The organism is Stutzerimonas sp. Brlt_14, assembly GCF_051948915.1.
Taxonomy (GTDB): Bacteria; Pseudomonadota; Gammaproteobacteria; order Pseudomonadales; family Pseudomonadaceae; genus Stutzerimonas; species Stutzerimonas stutzeri.
This window is the reverse complement of the sequence record NZ_JAYJLM010000001.1, coordinates 459,597-477,314: the sequence shown is the minus strand read 5'-3', so window position 1 is coordinate 477,314 and position 17,718 is coordinate 459,597. Positions and strand designations below refer to the sequence as shown.

The following is a 17,718-nucleotide window of genomic DNA, read 5'->3' as shown; positions in this document are numbered from 1 at the left end:
ACGGGCTTGCTGTTCATTCAGGTTCCGGGGACGCTGATGTCGCAGCTGCAGCAGGGTTTTATCCTGACCCGCCACTGGCGAGAGACGCCTGCGGGTACCGAGGTGAGTTTCTGGCTCGCCACCGACAACGGGCCGCGGCGGGTGTGCGTGCCTTACCGGCATTCGGTCGCCTTCTTTGCGCAGGAGCGGCGCGCCTTCGTCGAGTCCATGCTGCGACAGGAGCCTGACGTCGAGCTGCGGCCGCTCGACCTGCACGACTTCCATCATCGCCCGATCATGGGGCTGTACTGCCGGTCGCATCGCCGACTGATGGACTGCGCGCGGCGGCTGCGCGATGTCGGTGTGGACGTCTACGAGGCGGATATCAGGCCGCCCGAGCGTTACCTCATGGAGCGCTTCATCACCGCACCGGTGTGCTTCGTCGATGGCGCCGAGCACAATGCCTCGTTCGTGCAGCTCAAGCCCGCGGCGGACTATCGTCCGAGGCTCAGGCTGGTCTCGCTGGACATCGAGACCACGGCCCGCGGCGATCTGTATTCCATTGCTCTGGAGGGCTGCGGCCAGCGTCAGGTCTATATGCTCGGTCCGGAAAACGGCGATGCTTCGGCCGTCGATTTTTCCCTGGAGTACTGCGAAAGCCGAGGGCAACTGCTGGAACGGCTGAACGCCTGGTTCGCCGAGCACGACCCGGACGCGATCATCGGCTGGAATCTGGTGCAGTTCGACCTGCGTGTACTGCATGAACATGCGCAGCGCTTGCAGGTGCCGCTGCGCCTGGGGCGCACCGGGGCGACGATGGAATGGCGCGAGCATGGCGCTCGCAGCAATCACTTTTTCGCCGCGGCCGAGGGCCGGCTGATCATCGACGGTATCGAGGCGCTACGCTCGGCGACCTGGAGCTTTTCCTCGTTCAGTCTGGAGAATGTCGCCCAGACCTTGCTGGGGGAGGGCAAGGCGATCGACAACCCCTACCAGCGCATGGCGGAGATCGACCGCATGTTCGCCGAGGACAAGCCGGCGCTGGCCCGATACAACCTCAAGGATTGCGAGCTGGTGACGCGCATCTTCGCCCATACCGAGCTGCTGACCTTTCTCCTCGAGCGGGCCACTGTCACCGGTCTAGCGGCTGACCGCAGCGGTGGTTCGGTGGCAGCGTTCGAGCATCTCTATCTGCCTTTGATGCACCGACAGGGCTTCGTTGCGCCTAATCTGGGCGAGCGCCAGGCCGAGGCGAGCCCGGGCGGTTTCGTCATGGACTCGCAGCCGGGGTTGTACGAATCGGTGCTGGTGCTGGATTACAAGAGCCTGTACCCGTCGATCATCCGCACCTTCCTCATCGACCCCGTGGGGCTGATCGAGGGGCTGCGCCAGCCGACCGATGACGCATCCGTTGCAGGCTTTCGCGGGGCGCGCTTCTCGCGCACCCGGCATTGCCTGCCGGCCATCGTTGAACGCGTCTGGGAAGGCCGCGAGGCGGCGAAGCGCGAGCACAACAAGCCGTTGTCACAGGCGCTGAAAATCATCATGAATGCCTTCTACGGGGTGCTCGGCTCCAGTGGTTGCCGCTTCTTCGACCCCCGGCTGGCATCCTCGATCACTCTGCGTGGCCACGAGATCATGCGCCGCACGCGGGAACTGATAGAGGCCCAGGGCCATGTGGTGATCTACGGCGACACCGACTCGACGTTCGTCTGGCTGGGCCGGGCGCATTCGGACGAGGCGGCCGAACGCATCGGTCGCGACCTGGTACAGCGGATCAACGAATGGTGGCGTGGGCATCTGCGTGACGAGTATGGCCTGAGCAGTGCCCTGGAGCTGCAGTACGAAACGCACTTCCGGCGCTTCCTGATGCCGACGATCCGTGGCGCCGAGGAGGGCAGCAAGAAGCGTTATGCCGGCCTGGTCACGCGCGCGGATGGCAGCGACGGCATGGTATTCAAGGGGCTGGAAACCGTGCGCACGGACTGGTCGCCGCTGGCGCAGCGCTTTCAGCAAGAGCTGTACCTGCGCATCTTCCACCGTCAGCCGCACCAGGATTACGTGCGTGAGTATGTGCGCCGAACCCTGGCTGGCGAGTTCGACGAGCTGCTGGTTTACCGCAAGCGCCTGCGTCGCCGGCTGGACGACTACCAGCGCAACGTGCCGCCGCATGTGCGGGCGGCGCGCCTGGCCGACGAGTGCAATGACCGCCTTGGTCGTCCGCGGCAGTATCAGAACGGCGGCTGGATCAGCTACCTGATCACCGTCGCCGGCCCTGAGCCACTGGAGGCGCGTACCTCTGCCGTCGACTACGACCACTACGTGACGCGCCAGCTGCAGCCAGTGGCGGACGCGATCCTGCCCTTTGTCGGCGACGACTTCGCCTCGCTGATCGACGGGCAGCTGGGGCTGTTCTGACCGCCAGCCGGGCGTCATCTCCGGCAGTGCGGGGTCGAATGCTTGCTCCCACTTTCCTCGTGAGGTCGCGTATGTTCCTTGTCCAGTTGCTGTTGCCGCTTTACGACAACGATCAGCAGGCGTTGCCGAGATCGCTCTTTCGCACCGTGAGCGAGGAGCTGATCGAGCGCTTTGGCGGCTTGACCACCTACAGCCGTGCGCCGGCCAATGGCTACTGGCTGGAGGGCGGCGAGAACGCGGTGCGGGACGAGACGGTGGTCTACGAAGTGATGGTCGATGAGCTGGAGCGGGACTGGTGGGCGCAGTACCGCGTCGATCTGGAGCGCAGGTTTCGGCAGAAGTCGCTGGTGGTCAGGGCGCACGGCCTGACGCTGCTGTAGGCGTCAATGGGGGTGGGCGCGATGGTCAGGCAGGCCCGACCATCGCCTCGGGTCACTTGCGGACCCAGTTGCCGTTGAGCTGGATGATCTGGCCGGGCGGCGTCTTTTCGATGGCCTTCTTGCCGGCGATGGCTTCGACGTCGCTGACGCTGATGCCGTTCTGCTTGGCAACACGGTGGTACTCGGCGCGGCGAGCCTGGTTGATCTGGCTGGCAATCTCCTCGGCGTTCTTGCTGGAGCGAACCACACCCAGATAGCCGTCGGGCTTCTCGCCGAGCATGCCGCTGGCCTTGGCTTCACCCAGGGCGGACATGGCTTCGTTGAGGGTCATCGCTGCGGCGGGCAGGGCCAGCAGGAGCGCCAGGAGCAGGCTGGTCAGTTTCAGATAGGCTTTCATGGTCGTCCTCAGAACAGTCCGCTGTCTTGGTTGATGATCGAGTCGAGCTGCTTGTCCACGCGGATATAAATCTCGTGTTCGATCTTCACGTTCAGGTTGATGTTGATCGGCTCGTTCGGCACGGCCAGTTCCACCCGCGGTGTACAGGCGCTGGCGAAGAGACCCAGCAACACGATGGTCAGCGTATGGCGCAACCGCATGGCGGTTTCTCCTGTGTCGATTTCGCGGCTGCATCGCCTTATCTGAGGCGTTCCTGCACCCGCCGTTGAATGGTTTCGCTTACCCGGTCGCTCAGCTGCAAGCTGGTCAACAGCGCCGGAATGTCCTCTTCCAGATTGATCGAGAAGTTGATCGGCCGACCACCTTCCAGGGCCGGGTTGCGGCCGTTCAGACGCAGCCCGAGGTTCAGCTTGCCGCGCTCATCATAGCGGACGTCGCTGGTGAGCAGATCATAGTGAAAATTGTGCAGGGCTTCGGTGACGATCTTCATGGCCGGATTCGCCTGGCCGAGGGCCTCGATCTTCGGCGAACGAAAGCGCAGCACGCCGCCCGGTACTCGCGCGGCGAGCTTGCCATCCTGCACGCTCAGCCCTGCGGCGCTGCGCTGCACGTCGAAGCTGCCATCGATCAGGCCACTGCCGTTGAGGCCTTCGGTCGGATAGGCGGCGAGCACGTCGCCCAGCTGCACGCCTTCCAGTCGGGCGCTGAGCCGTTGCTGTGGCGCCGCGAGGTCAAGGGTGCCGGCCGGCAACCAGAATCGCCCGCCAAGAATCCGGGTTTCGGCGGTCTGCCAGGTCAGGCGTCCCTGTGTCGGCTGGTCGACGGCTGCCTCGTAGTGACCGCGCAGCAGCAGCGGGCCAAAGGTGAAGCCGGGATTGATCTCGGCCAGCCGCAGCTCGCCGATGTCCAGACGAAGGCGGTCGCGGTGCAGGCCGGCCGCCAGGCGTGCGTCGAGGCCGGATATCTCGCTGCGGTCGAAGATGCCGGCCAGGCCCCGCGCATCGAGTGTCAGGCTCGCCGTCGGGGTGCCGCCGCCGGCGGGCAGCGTCAACTTGCCTTCGCCCGACAGGCGTCCGCTGCTGAGCTCAAGCGCCGCGGGCCACGCGGGGAGGCTGCGGGCGAGCGGATTGCCGGCGCGCAGGAAGATTTCCTGCAGCTTTGCGCCGACGTGCAATGGCCCGTTCCAGTGCTGCTCGACGTTCAGCGCAAGCGTCAGTCCGACGTCATTGCTTGCGGGGCCGGTGGCGTTCAGAGCTGTAGCGTCGGCTTTGAGCTGGCCGTTCCAGCGCCAGCCTTGGCTGAGCAGCTGCGGATGCTCGAGGCGACCCAGGCGCAGTTCCAGCGGCCCTTCGGTACGCCAGGCAGTTGGCTGCTCGACGTTGCGCTCGATCTGCAGTGCCAGTGTGCGCGGCAACGCCGCGCTCAGCTGACTCGCGAGGATATCGCCGGTGGCAAGGCGTGTCAGACTGACACGGGATGACGGCTGCAGCTGTAGTTCGAGTTTCCGGAGGTCGGCGCGTCCGGAGAAATCCAGTCTGGCGTCGAGGTTCTGCAGCGTCAGGGCGTCCAGCTGCAAGCGCGTGCTGCGTGTCTGCAGACGGGCCTGCTCGATGTCCAGTGCATAAGGGGGGGAGGTCGCCAGTCGCATGCGCGCCTGCAGGCTGGACGGTGCGCCGCCCTGGGCGTCCAGTCGAAGTTGCACGGGTAGCTGCCCTCGCGTCACCTGAGTGGCAATTGGCTCGACGCTGATATTCAGCTGGCTTGGGCGTAGCGCGGCCGGCACGTCCGTCAGCAGGGTGGACGCTGGACGCAGTTGTAGGTTGGCTTTCAGTTCGGTGGGCAACCACAGTCCATCCTGCCCTCGAGCGGCCAGGTCGAGGTCGCCCTGCAGCTCCCCGAGGCCTACGATCGGCCAGGCGGCCGGGATGTGCGCAGAGAGGCGCAGCTCGCCGGCTGCGTTCGACCAGTCGTAGGTGCCGCCGACGGTCTGCGCCAGGGCCAGTGCCCAGCCCGCACCGATGCGCATGTCGGTTGGCATATCTGGCAGGGCGGCGGTTGGGGCGGCCGTCCACTCGCCGAGCCAATCCAGGAGCCAGGGTGCCTCCGGTAGGTTGCCCATGGAAAGGGTGCCGTCCCATTGCAGCGTCTCGCCTGAGTGCTGCAGCCGGTTGCGGGCTTCCAGTCGTGGTTGGTCGTCGATAGCCAGTGTGGCCAGAATGAGGCTGTTCCCTGGCGCAGCGCTCTGTGCATCGATGATCATTGAAAGCCTATGTTCGTTGCGCCGGAGGTCGAGGCGGCCAGCCAGCGGCAGCAACGATTCGCCCTTCCGCTCGAACCGCAGTGCCCCCCGTTCGTCGCAGCGCCCCTTGGCGCAGGGTAGGCTGACCCGCAGATCCGCTATGGTTAATCGCTGCGGGAGCCAGGCGGCCCATCGTTCGTACTGCTCGAGATTCGTTGCTGGCGGCTCGCTATCGCCGGCGGAGGTAGATGAGCGGATGTCCAGCTCAAGCTGTTCGATATGCAGCGAACGAGGCGGTAATGGGTGAAAAAAGCTGGCTAAATCCAGCGTGATGTTGGTGGCCTCGGTAGCCAGGCTGGGGCCGTTTTCCGGCGCTTGGATGTAGCGCACGCGTTTTGCCGAGATACCGCTGGATGAGAGCCGCAGCCCTTGCCAGTCCAGCTGCTCGATGCCCTGTTCGTGTTTGAACCCCTGCCACTGATGCCAGGCGAACGCGGCGAGCACCAGGAGCAAGGCGAGCAGCCCGACGCACAGTAGTAAAACGGTTCTCCACGGTTTGGTCATGGCTGCATCCATAAAGCGAGGGCTACAGCATAGCCGTAGAACGGCCGTGGCGACCGTGCGCCGGCGAGGTGCACCGCAGGACACCAAGATTACGAAAAAGTTCGTTCCTGTAGCGCTGCAACCCTTGTGGCAAGCCGCTTTGCGTCCGGTGCGCTGAACTTGTGCACATTTGGGAAAGCCGTCTGTCAAGCGCTTATGACAAACTGTCGCAAACGCCTGGAATCCATAGATCGTTAATAACCAATTGAAAAATAAGCAATTTTTTCATTGGTGAAAAAAGCGTCAGTTTAACCGCAGCCCCCATGAGACGCGGGATCGAGAGATTTGTCTGCTGTTTGTCCACCGAGTTATCCACAGCTTCTGTGGATTACTAAGGTGTGTGATATGGATCTAATTTTTTCGCTTTTGACAAGACTTTAACTCTGTCGAAAAAGGAGTAGAGTGCGCGGCCTTATCCATCCAGCCCTTGATGTGCATGAGACCGCGTACTTCTGTTTCCGCTAGTCAGATCCCTTCCGCTTCCCCGTCGCGTCTGCCGCTGCGTATGGCGCTCTGGCTGCTCGACAGCCAGCGGCTGGGCAGCAAGCAAGGGGTCAAGCGGATTGCCGGCCGGCTGCTCAAACAGCCGGCGCGCGAGGGTGTGGTCGAAGCGCAGAGTCGCCTTGGCCGCTTGCTGTGTTGCGAGTGCGATGGCCAGCGTGACCGCCGGATCGGCCTGGAGCTGCTGCGTCAGGCGGCTCGCGCCGGAGACTGCCAGGCGCAGCTGGAGCTTGGCCGGTTGTACAGTCAGGCCGAGCACGCTGAGCCCGCCAAAGCACGGCAGTGGCTCGAGCAGGCTGCGGCTCAGGGGTCCCAGGAAGCCCTGCGCTTCCTTCAGCGCGTCAAGGGCTGACCGGCTCGCCTGACCGGCCTCCTGCGGCTGGTTATACTGCCCGGCATTTCGCCGGAGCCTCTCATGTCGTTCGATCCCCTTCATCTATTGGTTGGCCTGGCGCTCGGCCTGATCGCCCTGGCCGGGCTCTGTCTGTCCCTCCAGCGGCACCTGGCTGCTGGCCGCGCCGAGCAGGCAGCCCTCGATGAGCGCCTCCGTCAGGCGGTGCTCGCCGAGCAAGGTCTGGCGGCTCAGCTCGACGGCTGCAGGGGCGAGCTTGCCGAGTTGAACGGCATTCGATCAGCACAGCATGCCGAGCTGGCGGCGTTGCGTCGTGAGATCGAGTTGCTGCGGGCCCAGCGTGACGAGGATCTCGAAAGTATCGCCGACCTGCAGGCCGAACGTGACGCGCAGCAGGGCGAGCTGCGACGCCTGAGCGCGGCCCATGCCGCCCTGGATGCCGAACTGCGCGAACAGCAGAACTCGCATCAGCAGCGTCTCGCTGATCTTCAGGCTGCCCGTGACGAGCTGCGCGCACAGTTCGCCGAGCTCGCCGGCAAAATCTTCGACGAGCGCGAACAGCGCTTCAGCGAGTCCAGTCACGAGAGGCTGGGGCAGCTGCTGGAGCCGTTGAAAGAGCGCATCCAGACGTTCGAGAAACGCGTCGAGGAAAGCTATCAGAACGAGGCGCGCGAGCGCTTTTCCCTGGCCCGCGAGCTGGAACGTTTGCAGCAGCTGAACCAGCGGCTGGGCGATGAAGCGACCAACCTGACGCGCGCGCTGCAGGGCCAGAAAACCCAGGGCAACTGGGGTGAACTGGTGCTGGAGCGAGTGCTGGAACATGCAGGGCTGGAGAAGGGCCGCGAGTACCAGACGCAGGTCAGTCTGAAGAGTCCCGATGGCGAGCGCTTTCAGCCGGACGTGCTGATTCGCTTGCCCGGTGACAAGCAGGTGGTGGTGGATGCGAAGGTCAGCCTGACCGCCTATCAGGCGCTGACCTGTGCCGAAGACGATAACAGTCGTGCCTTGGCGCTGAAGCAGCATGTGCAATCGCTGCGCAGCCATTTGAAAGGGCTGTCGGTGAAGGATTACCAGCGTCTGGATGGGCTGCACAGTCTGGACTTCGTATTGCTGTTCGTTCCGATCGAGGCGGCGTTCGCGGCGGCCTTGCAGGCCGACCCGGAGCTGTTTCAGGAGGCCTATGGTCGGCATGTGGTAATCGTCAGCCCGACCACGCTGCTGGCCACCCTGCGAGTCATCGACAGCCTCTGGCGGCAGGAGCGGCAGAGCCAGAACGCACGCGAAATCGCCGAGAAGGCCGGGGCGCTGTACGACAAGTTCGTCGCCTTCATTCAGGACCTCGACGAAATCGGCAGCCGGTTGCAGCAGCTCGATCGCGCCTACCTGGCAGCGCGCACCAAGCTCAGCGATGGGCGCGGCAATCTGGTAGGGCGCGCCGAGCAACTCAAGGCGCTTGGCGCTCGGGCCAGCAAGCGCCTGCCGGGCGACTGGCTGGAGCGGGCCGGTGCCGAAGCGGTTGGCGAGGCGGGCGACTGAGCGTCGGCTGGCTCAGCCCAGCAGCAACACCGCAAGCGCTGTCAGCAGGCCAGCGAACATGATCGGCAGCGTGCGCAGGGCCAGCTCGCGGCCGCCTATCACCGCGATCAGCATGGCCTTGACCAGGCTATTGCTCAGCGCCGCAAACACGATGCCACGCGCCGCTACCTCGTGGCTGAGTCCGTCGCGCGCCTTGCTGGCCAGCGACAGGGTAATCGCATCGACATCGGTCAGGCCCGCCAGCAGCGAAACCAGGTAGATGCCGGCGTCGCCCAGCCAGCGCCGGGCGCCTTCCACCAGCAGAAGAATCAGCACGAGCAGGGCGGCAAAGCGCAAGGCCGGGCCCAGCTCGAACGGGTTTCTGAGCAGCGGTTCGGGATTGTCATCGGCTGTTCGCGCGGCGCGCAGATAGTAGAAGAGCGCGCCGACGGCGTAGATGGCACCAGCACACGCCAGCGGCAGCGTCAGACCGGACAGCAGCGGCGGATTGACCAGCCCCACCTCCAGCAGCACGCGCGGAAACATCAGCGCCGAAGTCGCCAGCAGGCCGGCCGCCAGAGCGGCGCGCAGCTTCGGTGCATTAAGCCGGGCCAGCGTGATGGTCATGGCCGTGGAGGAGACGATACCGCCAAGCAGGGCGGTCACCAGCAGGCCATGACGAGTCCCGAGGACGCGGATCGCGACGTATGCGGCGAAGCCGATACCGGCGATCAACACGACCATCATCCAGGTCGTGTAGGGATTGAGCGCTTGCCAGGGGCCGTAACCCTGATTGGGCAGCGTCGGCAACAGGACGACGGAGATGAACAGCATCTTCAATGCGCCGCCCAGCTCGGCCTCGCTGAGCCGCTTGAGTGCTTGGTGCAGGCGCGCTTTGAGGCTGAGCAGCAGGGCCACGACGATCGCACAGGCCGCTGCCAGCTGCCGGCTTTCCGCCACGGCCAGACTGCCGAGGACGAAAGTCAGCAACAGGGCGACCTCGGTAGTCATGCCGTGATCGCCGCTGCGCCGGGCATCGATCACGTAGCCGGCGATCACCAGCAGCGCCAGCATGCAGAACATGGCGACCCAGGCGATTGCGCCTAAATGGCTGGTGCTGATTGCGGCGAGCCCGCCGAACAGACCGGCCAGGCCAAAGGTGCGGATGCCGGCGACCAGTTCCTGGCCGGGACTCTCCCGGCCACTCCAGCTGCGTTCGGTACCTATCAGCAAGCCGACGGCCAGGGCCGTGGCGAGATTCAGAAATAGCTCGATTGTCATCGCTCACCTAGCGGCGCTGTCAGCAGATTGCCAGCAGTGTAACCGGCCGTGCGGCAGAGGGCTCGTGGCGCGGCAGGTGGCCTGGCGCCCACGGATCCGATGCGCTCAGCGCAGGGTCAGGTGGCGGCTCATCAGTGCACGCAACGCAGCGGGTTTGACCGGCTTGGCCAGGTAGTCCAGGCCGCTGGCATGGATTGCCGCCACCAGCTCCGGGCGGCCGTCAGCGCTGATCACCACGCCAGGTATCGGCTCGCCAAGACGAGTGCGCAACCAGGCCATCAGTTCGGTACCGGTCTGGCCTTCGTCCAGGTGGTAGTCCACCAGCACCAGTTGCGGGCGGATGTCCTCGGCCAGCAGCGCCTCGCAGTCGGCGCGGTTGCGGGCGGTCCAGACCTGGCAGCCCCAGCGCGTGAGCAGGCTGTTCATGCCGACCAGGATACTGTCCTCGTTATCGATGCACAGCACCTGGGTGCCGGTCAGCGCGCTGAGCTGCGGCTCGCCGCGCTTGACTGCCGGGCGGGGCTGGCTGACCGAGCGCGCGATCGGGACGGTGACGCTGAACACGCTGCCCTTGCCGGGCCAGGAACGGACCTCCAGCGGATGGCCGAGCACGTGACACAGGCCGTCGGCGATTGCCAGGCCCAGTCCCAGGCCCTTCTCGGCGCGCGTCTGATGACTGTCCAGCCGCTTGAACTCCTCGAAAATCACTTTCAGCTTGTCTTGTGGAATGCCCGGGCCGCGGTCCCAGACTTCCAGCCGCAGCGACGATCCCTGCCGGCGTACGCCCAGCACCACGCGACCCTTGGCGTAGCGGAACGCATTGGTCAGGAAGTTCTGCAGCACCCGTCGCAGCAGGCGTATGTCACTGTCCACGCGCAGCTTGCTGCCGTGCACTCGCAGGGTGATGCCTTGCTCGCGGGCGAGCGCCGTGAATTCGGTGCTCAGCGTGTCGAACAGCGTCGCCAGCGGGAACGGATTGCGATCTGGAGTGACTCGGCCGCTTTCCAGGCGTGAGATGTCCAGCAGGTCGGTGATCAGGTCCTCGGCCGAACGCAGCGAGCTGTCCAGATGCTGGATCAGCTCCTGCGCCTCCTTGGGCAATGCGCTCTGCTGGTGCGACAGCGCCGCGGAGAACAGCCGGGCCGCATTGAGCGGCTGCATCAGGTCATGGCTGACCGCAGCGAGGAAGCGGGTCTTCGACTGGTTGGCGGCTTCGGCGGTGCTCTTGGCTTCGATCAGTGCCTGGTTGAGCTGCGACAGCTCCTGGGTGCGCTCGCTGACGCGCTGCTCGAGCCCCTCGTTGGCGTCTTTCAGCGCGCGTTCGGCCTCGCGGTAGGCGGTGATGTCGCTGAAGCTCATGACGAAGCCCCCGCCAGGCATTGGGTTGCCGATCAACTCGACCACGCGACCGTTGGGGAACAGCCGCTCGGAGGTGTGGGCACGGCCCTGGCGCATCCAGTACAGGCGCTTGGCCACATGGGTATCGGGATCGCCCGGGCCGCACAGGCCGCGCTCGGCGTTGTAGCGGATGATGTCGGCGATCGGGCGGCCGATGTAGACCAGCCCGTCCGGATACTCGAAGAGTTCGAGATAACGATGGTTCCAGGCCACCAGGCGCAGCGACTGGTCGACTACGCTGATGCCCTGGGTGATGTTTTCGATCGCGCCCTGCAGCAGTGCGCGGTTGAACTGCAGCACTTCCGAGGCTTCGCCGACGATGCGCACCACGTCGTCGACCTGCATGTCGCGGCCTTCGAGGGCGGCCTTGACCACTGCACGGGTGGAGGAAGCACCGAGCACGCCGGCCAGCAGGCGCTCGGTATGTGCGATCCATTGGCCATCGGCCTGCAGCCTGGGCGAGAAGTCCTGGCCATGGCGGCGGGCGAAGCGATGGAAGCTCTGTTCGGCCCGCTCGGCGCCGACGAAGCGGGAGGCGAGCATCAGCAGGTCTTCGACCCGTATGGCAAGCAGGCGGCGGCCGCCAGTCGGCGAGGCGATTTCCTGGCCGATGAAGCGGCTTGCCTGCCAGTGTTCGGCGACATGTGTCTGACTCAGGATCGACACCCAGAAGAACAGCGTCGCATTGCCCACCAGCGACAGGGTCACGCCCAGGGTCAGTCCGCTGAGGCCGAAACCGAGGCCGCCGTTGTACATCCAGCTCAGGCCCGGGAACATTTCCAGCGGCCAGCCCAGCAGAGGAACAATCAGCGTATAGAACCAGATTGCCGCGCCGGCGGTCAGGCCGGCGAACACGCCGCGACGGTTGGCCTGCTTCCAATACAGCGCACCAACCATCGCCGGGGCCAGCTGAGTGATGGCGGCGAAGGCGATCTGGCCGATTGTAGCCAGCGATGCCGTGGAGCCGAGCAGGCGGTAGCTGACATAGGCGAGCAGCAGGATCACGACGATGCTGATGCGACGTACCGAGAGCATCCAGTGACGGAACGCCTCGAACGGGCGCTCCGTTTCCTGTCGACGTAGCAGCCAGGGCAGCAGCATGTCGTTGGAGACCATGGTCGACAGCGCCACGCTGGCGACGATGACCATGCCGGTCGCCGCCGAAGCGCCGCCGATGAAGGCCAGCAGCGCCAGCCACGGATGCAGTTCGGCCAGCGGCAGGCTGATCACGAAGGAGTCAGGAGTGACGCCCGCCGGCAGCAGCATTTGCCCGGCAAGCGCGATCGGCACGACGAACACGGCGGCCAGCACCAGGTAGAGCGGGAATACCCAGCGCGCCAGGCGGAAGTCGCGCGGCTCGATGTTTTCCACTACCGAAACGTGAAACTGCCGCGGCAGACAGACGATCGCCATCATCGCGACGGTGGTCTGGACCAGCATGGCTGACCAGTTGACGCCTTCGCTCCAGAATCCGGCAAGGTCCGGCGAGTCATAGGCCTGATTGAACAGATCGCCAAAGCCGTCGAACAGGCCGAAGGCGACGAAGGCGCCCACCGCCAGGAATGCCAGCAGCTTGATCAGTGATTCGAAAGCGATCGCCAGGACCATGCCTCGATGGTGCTCGGTGACATCCAGGTTGCGCGTGCCGAAGAGAATGGTGAACAGCGCCAGGACGATCGAGACGATGAGCGCGGTGTCGCGGGTGCCGGTTCCTGCAGCCTCGATGTTGATGCCGCTCAGCACGTTCACCCCGAGCACGATGCCCTTGAGCTGCAGCGCGATGTACGGCAACACACCGACCAGGCAGATCAGCGTGACCACCACCGCCAGCAGCTGCGACTTGCCGTAGCGCGCGGCGATGAAGTCGGCGATGGAGGTGATGTTTTCCTGCTTGCTGATCATGATCATCTTCTGGATCACGTGCGGCGCGAACAGCATGAGCAGGATCGGACCCAGATAGATCGGCAGGAACGCCCACAGCTGCTCGGTGGACTGGCCGACGGCACCGAAGAAGGTCCAGCTGGTGCAGTACACCGCCAGAGAGAGGCTATAGACCCAGGGCCGCAGGCGCGGCGACATGGAGGCGCTGTTACGGTCACCATAGAAGGCGATGGCGAACAGAATGGCCATATAGACGAGGGCGACCGCGGCGATCAGCCCGCCTGACAGCGTCATGCAAACTCCAGAAAGCGAAGGTAGATGCCAGGAGGATGGCTTCGGTTGGCCGGTAGGGCGCCGAATTCAATCAGCTCTGGCGACTCTTTAATATGAGGATTGGCGAAGTTTCGCAGCAATGGCACGCCCCGTATGCAGGGTTGCGACCAAGGTCGCATGTGTCTAGCACGGGCCTGCCAGCACCATCACCGGCTGTCCGCCGGCCACGGCATCGCGTCCACCTTGGGTTACTGTCTCGGCATCGCCGGTCCGTACCTACCGATCACAGGAGAATGTCATGCTTACCCCGCGCCCGGTAACCCTGCAGCGTGGTGCGCTGCGCCTGGAGCCGCTGATGGAGGCGGATATCCCTGAACTCGTCGCGCTGGCAGAACGCAACCGTGCAGAGCTGGTTTACATGAACGGGCCGTTGCGCCCGGACTGGTATCGCCACGCGCTGGCCGAGCAGCGTGAGGGGCGGGCGGTGGTGTTCAGCGTGCGGATGGCCGACCGACTGATCGGTACCACGCGCTTCGCCGACTTCAACACCGGCCTGCCAGCCGCCGAACTGGGCTGGACCTGGCTGGACCAGGCGGAGCATGGCACCGGCCTGAACGCCTCGATCAAGTTCCTCCTGCTGCGGCACGCCTTCGAGGAGTGGCAGCTGGTGCGTCTGCAGCTGAAGACCGCCGCCAGCAACCTGCGCTCGCAGCGGGCCATCGAGAAGCTCGGTGCCGAGCGCGAGGGGCTGCTGCGCAATCATCGGCGGCTGGCCGACGGTCGGCTGGATGACACCGTGCTGTACAGCATCACTGACCGCGACTGGCCGCAGGTCCGGCAGCGCCTGGCGGCCGACTGACTGCCCGGGCGGAGCTTCGCCTGGCGCCATCAGTTCGGTTATCGTGCGCTGCTTTGCCGCACAGCGGCTCGAATCATGCGGGGTTCCTTGGCTGTCATGCCGTCGTCTGACGAGGCGTGTAGGATTCTCGCCATGAGGTCTACAGGAGTTCCGATGTCCCGCTCGCAAGAGTTCGTCCATGGTTGCCGTGACATATTGCCCTTGATCCTCGGTGCGATCCCGTTCGGCATCATCTTCGGCACCCTGGCGGTGGGCGCCGGCCTGTCCGGCTGGCAGACCATGGGCATGTCGGCGCTGGTCTTCGCCGGCTCGGCGCAGTTCATCGCCATTACCCTGATCACCGGTGGGGTCGGTGCGGTGGTGGTGCTGCTGACGACCTTCGTGGTGAACCTGCGGCATGCGCTGTACAGCGCGGCGCTGCAGCCGTTCGTGAGGCACCTGCCTGGGCGTTGGCGCGTGCCCCTGGCCTTCTGGCTGACGGACGAAGCGTTCGCCGTGGTGCAGAACCGCTATGCCAGGGACGATGCGTCGCCGTACAAGCACTGGTACTTTCTCGGCGCCGCGCTGACGATGTATCTCAACTGGCAGCTTTCCACACTGGTCGGCGTCGCCTTCGGCCAGGCCGTGCCGGATATCGCCCGTTGGGGACTGGACTTCGCCATGATCGCCACCTTCATCGGCATCGCTGTGCCGATGATGCGCACGCGCCCACAGGTGGCGTCGGCAGTGGTCGCTGGCGGCGTGGCGCTGCTGACCTGGGAACTGCCCTACAAGCTAGGGCTAATAGCCGCCGCGCTGGCGGGAATCGTCATCGGTGTATGGCTGGAGCGCCGGGCCGAAACCGCTGCGCGACTGCAGGGGGCGCTATGAATACCTGGCTGCTGATCCTCGGCATGCTGGCAATCACCTTCGTGATCCGCTACAGCTTCTTTGCCTGGCCTGATCTGCGCTTTCCGCGTGCCATCGAACAGGGCCTGCATTACGTGCCGGTGGCGGTACTGACCGCCATCGTGGTGCCCGGAATGCTGCTGCCGGACGGGCAGTGGGCACTGAGCTGGAACAACGCTTACCTGCTGGCCGGGCTGCTGGCTATCGCCATCGCCGCGGTCAGTCGCAACCTGCTGGCGACCATTGCCGGCGGTCTGCTGAGCTTCTTCGCGCTGCGCTGGGCGCTCGGGCAGTTGCCGATATGAGCGGCGAGTCGTCGAGAACTGCTGCGCGTACGGCGCCGGTCGGAAGTGCCCAGGCGTCGTGCTCGCAGTTCCGTCTGCTTGGCAAGCGCCGGTTTCTGCCGTTCTTCTGTACCCAGCTGCTGGGCGCATTCAACGACAATGTGTTCAAGCAAGCCCTGATCCTGGCGATTCTGTTCAAGCTCGGTACGAACGCCGACAAGAGCCTGCTGATCAATCTCTGCGCTCTGCTGTTCATTCTGCCGTTCTTTCTCTTTTCCGCGCTGGGCGGGCAGTTGGGTGAACGCTTCGAGAAGGCCGTGCTGATCCGTCGGATCAAGTTCGCCGAGATCCTCATCATGCTGGCCGGTGCCTTGGGGATGCTGCTGGGCAACCTGCCGCTGCTGCTGGTGGTGCTGTTCTGCATGGGCACCCAGTCGGCGCTGTTCGGCCCGGTCAAGTATTCGATACTGCCGCAGCAACTGACGGAGGACGAACTGGTCGGCGGCAACGCGCTGGTTGAAATGGGGACGTTCCTGGCCATTCTCGGCGGCACCATCGGTGCGGGTGTGCTGATGGCGAGCGACGCCTATGCCGAGTGGGTGGCACTCAGCGTGGTGCTGATCGCCCTGGTCGGGTACCTGGCCAGTCTAGCGATTCCCGCCGCGACGGCCGCCTTGCCAACCTTGCATATGGACTGGCACGTGCTGCGCCAGTCGTGGCGGATTCTGCGGCTGGGCTTCGGCCAGCAGCGCGCCGTGTCACGGGCCATGCTGGGCAATTCCTGGTTCTGGTTTCTCGGTGCCACCTACCTGACCCAGATCCCGGCCTTCTCCAAGGACTACCTGGGTGGCGATGAAAGCGTGGTGACGCTGATCCTCACCCTGTTCTCGGTAGGCATCGCGCTGGGCTCCCTGCTGTGCGAGCGGCTGTCACGGCATCACGTTGAAATCGGCCTGGTCCCGTTCGGGGCGATCGGCCTGAGCCTGTGTGGTGGGCTGCTCTGGTGGCATGCCGGCGCGCATCCGCAGCCTGCAGCGAGTGTGGACTGGCTGGCACTGCTGGGCGAGCCGTCGGCCTGGTGGGTATTGATGGACATCCTCGGGCTGGGAATCTTCGGCGGCCTGTACATCGTCCCGCTGTATGCGCTGATTCAGTCGCGCAGCGTGGCGTACGAGCGTTCGCGGGTGGTGGCGGCGAACAATATTCTCAACGCGCTGTTCATGGTCGGCTCGGCGATCATCGCGATCGTGCTGCTGGTCGTGCTGAAACTGTCGATACCGCAGCTGTTCCTGGTCGTCTCGCTGCTCAGCGTGCTGGTCTGCGGTGCGCTGTTCATCGATGCACCGGAGTTCATCGAGCGCTTCCTGCTCTGGGCTCTGGGCCAGCGGCTGGGCGGGATCCTGCTGACGCAGATCGGCCTGCGCTGAGGCGGAAGGGGGGAGGGGCGCCGCGCGGCGCCCCGTGCGGTCAGATGCCCTGCGGAACCTCTTCGCCGCCGAAGGCCTCGAACAGCGCCGGCAGGAACTCGCGGAAGGTCATCATCATCAGCAGGAAACTGGCGTCCTGCTGGGCGAGCGCGTCGTCGCCACCGTCCTGTTCGGCCTGGTCCTGCAGCAGTTCTTCGAAGCGCAGGCGCTTGATGATCAGCTTGTCGTCCAGTACGAAGGACAGCTTGTCCTGCCATGCCAGGGACAGCTGGGTGACCTGCTTGCCGGCTTCCATATGCTGCTGGATCTCGTCGCTGGTCAGGTCCTGACGCTTGCAGCGCACCACACCGCCGTCTTCGTGGGTGTCACGCAGTTCGCATTCGTCCAGCACGAAGAAGTCGTCCGCGGCCTTCTGAGTCTTCACCCAGTCGGTAAGCGTGGCGCTGGGCGCGATCTTCACCGTCAGCGGGCGCACCGGCAGCGAGCCGATCGCTTCACGCAGGGTGGACAGCAGGTCTTCGGCCTTCTTCGGGCTGGCCGAGTTGACCAGGATCAGCCCGCGCTCGGCATCGATCGCGGCGAAGGTGCCGGACTTGCGGATGAAGGCACGCGGAAGGAAGGCCTGGATGATCTCGTCCTTGATCTGGTCGCGTTCCTTCTTGTAGACCTTGCGCATCTGCTCGGCCTCGATTTCGTCGACCCTCTCCTTCACTGCATCCTTGACCACGCTACCGGGCAGGATACGTTCTTCCTTGCGCGTGGCGATCAGCAGAAAGCCCTGGCTGGCGTGCACCAGCGGGGCGTCTTCACCCTTGCCGAACGGCGCGACGAAACCATAGGTGCTCAGTTCCTGGCTGGCGCAGGGGCGGGCGGGTTTGGCGGCCAGTGCAGCTTCGAGAGTCTCGGCATCTAGAGCGACGTTCTGGGTGAGACGGTATACGAGCAGATTGCGAAACCACATGGCGGGGTAGATCTCCGGGGAAACAAAGGAGGGCATTATTCCTGCCTGGCTGGCTGAGGCCAACCCTGAAGCAAGTTAATGC

At 64.8% G+C, this 17,718-nt stretch carries 14 protein-coding genes; 8 read left to right on the top strand and 6 right to left on the bottom strand.

The features are described from left to right. Positions 1 to 36: 36 nt before the first annotated feature. Positions 37 to 2,397, top strand: a complete 2,361-nt coding sequence (locus tag VF716_RS02305) for a DNA polymerase II (protein ID WP_053528231.1) — start codon at positions 37 to 39, stop codon at positions 2,395 to 2,397. A gap of 71 nt (positions 2,398 to 2,468) precedes the next feature. After that, positions 2,469 to 2,777, top strand: a complete 309-nt coding sequence (locus VF716_RS02300; protein ID WP_017244953.1) for a hypothetical protein — start codon at positions 2,469 to 2,471, stop codon at positions 2,775 to 2,777. 52 nt (positions 2,778 to 2,829) lie between these two features. Here VF716_RS02300 and VF716_RS02295 read toward each other — a convergent pair whose 3' ends face one another. Genes VF716_RS02295 through VF716_RS02285 form a run of 3 tightly spaced genes read right to left on the bottom strand, consistent with a single transcriptional unit; the run spans position 2,830 to position 5,977 of the window. Continuing rightward, positions 2,830 to 3,174: a YdbL family protein gene (locus VF716_RS02295; protein WP_013983383.1), complete on the bottom strand. Its 345-nt coding sequence runs from the start codon at positions 3,172 to 3,174 to the stop codon at positions 2,830 to 2,832. 8 nt (positions 3,175 to 3,182) lie between these two features. Next, entirely contained in the window at positions 3,183 to 3,374 is a 192-nt protein-coding gene (locus VF716_RS02290; protein WP_013983382.1) for a YnbE family lipoprotein, read from the bottom strand. A 38-nt stretch (positions 3,375 to 3,412) separates the two neighbouring features. Beyond that, positions 3,413 to 5,977 carry an intermembrane phospholipid transport protein YdbH family protein gene (locus VF716_RS02285; protein ID WP_440551551.1) on the bottom strand — a complete coding sequence of 855 codons (2,565 nt, stop codon included), beginning with the start codon at positions 5,975 to 5,977 and terminating at the stop codon, positions 3,413 to 3,415. Positions 5,978 to 6,521: 544 nt separating this feature from the next. Here VF716_RS02285 and VF716_RS02280 point away from each other — a divergent pair. Both VF716_RS02280 and rmuC read left to right on the top strand, forming a co-directional pair. Then, positions 6,522 to 6,869, top strand: a complete 348-nt coding sequence (locus tag VF716_RS02280; RefSeq protein ID WP_063540003.1) for a tetratricopeptide repeat protein — start codon at positions 6,522 to 6,524, stop codon at positions 6,867 to 6,869. Between the two features lie 63 nt (positions 6,870 to 6,932). Further along, on the top strand, positions 6,933 to 8,405 hold the full coding sequence (gene rmuC / locus VF716_RS02275) for a DNA recombination protein RmuC (RefSeq protein ID WP_440551547.1): 1,473 nt from the start codon (positions 6,933 to 6,935) through the stop codon (positions 8,403 to 8,405). Positions 8,406 to 8,417: 12 nt separating this feature from the next. On the opposite strand, the gene VF716_RS02270 is transcribed toward rmuC, so the two are convergent. Further along, positions 8,418 to 9,665, bottom strand: coding sequence for an MgtC/SapB family protein (locus VF716_RS02270; RefSeq protein ID WP_440551545.1), 1,248 nt, complete (start codon positions 9,663 to 9,665; stop codon positions 8,418 to 8,420). 105 nt (positions 9,666 to 9,770) lie between these two features. After that, positions 9,771 to 13,238 (bottom strand): hybrid sensor histidine kinase/response regulator, encoded by a 3,468-nt coding sequence (locus VF716_RS02265; RefSeq protein ID WP_440551542.1) that lies wholly within the window; start codon positions 13,236 to 13,238, stop codon positions 9,771 to 9,773. Between the two features lie 277 nt (positions 13,239 to 13,515). Here VF716_RS02265 and VF716_RS02260 point away from each other — a divergent pair, with 277 nt between their 5' ends. From VF716_RS02260 to VF716_RS02245, 4 genes are all read left to right on the top strand, one after another. Continuing rightward, positions 13,516 to 14,076, top strand: a complete 561-nt coding sequence (locus tag VF716_RS02260; protein ID WP_125865413.1) for a GNAT family N-acetyltransferase — start codon at positions 13,516 to 13,518, stop codon at positions 14,074 to 14,076. A 153-nt stretch (positions 14,077 to 14,229) separates the two neighbouring features. After that, positions 14,230 to 14,946, top strand: coding sequence for an AzlC family ABC transporter permease (locus tag VF716_RS02255; RefSeq protein ID WP_048329577.1), 717 nt, complete (start codon positions 14,230 to 14,232; stop codon positions 14,944 to 14,946). Beyond that, positions 14,943 to 15,269 carry an AzlD domain-containing protein gene (locus VF716_RS02250; RefSeq protein WP_045632318.1) on the top strand — a complete coding sequence of 109 codons (327 nt, stop codon included), beginning with the start codon at positions 14,943 to 14,945 and terminating at the stop codon, positions 15,267 to 15,269. Before VF716_RS02255 ends, VF716_RS02250 begins: the two co-directional genes overlap by 4 nt. Beyond that, positions 15,266 to 16,675 carry an MFS transporter gene (locus VF716_RS02245; RefSeq protein WP_440551536.1) on the top strand — a complete coding sequence of 470 codons (1,410 nt, stop codon included), beginning with the start codon at positions 15,266 to 15,268 and terminating at the stop codon, positions 16,673 to 16,675. Before VF716_RS02250 ends, VF716_RS02245 begins: the two co-directional genes overlap by 4 nt. Before the next feature lie 40 nt (positions 16,676 to 16,715). Here VF716_RS02245 and rdgC read toward each other — a convergent pair whose 3' ends face one another. Further along, positions 16,716 to 17,636 (bottom strand): recombination-associated protein RdgC, encoded by a 921-nt coding sequence (rdgC, locus tag VF716_RS02240; protein ID WP_440551885.1) that lies wholly within the window; start codon positions 17,634 to 17,636, stop codon positions 16,716 to 16,718. Positions 17,637 to 17,718: the final 82 nt, after the last annotated feature.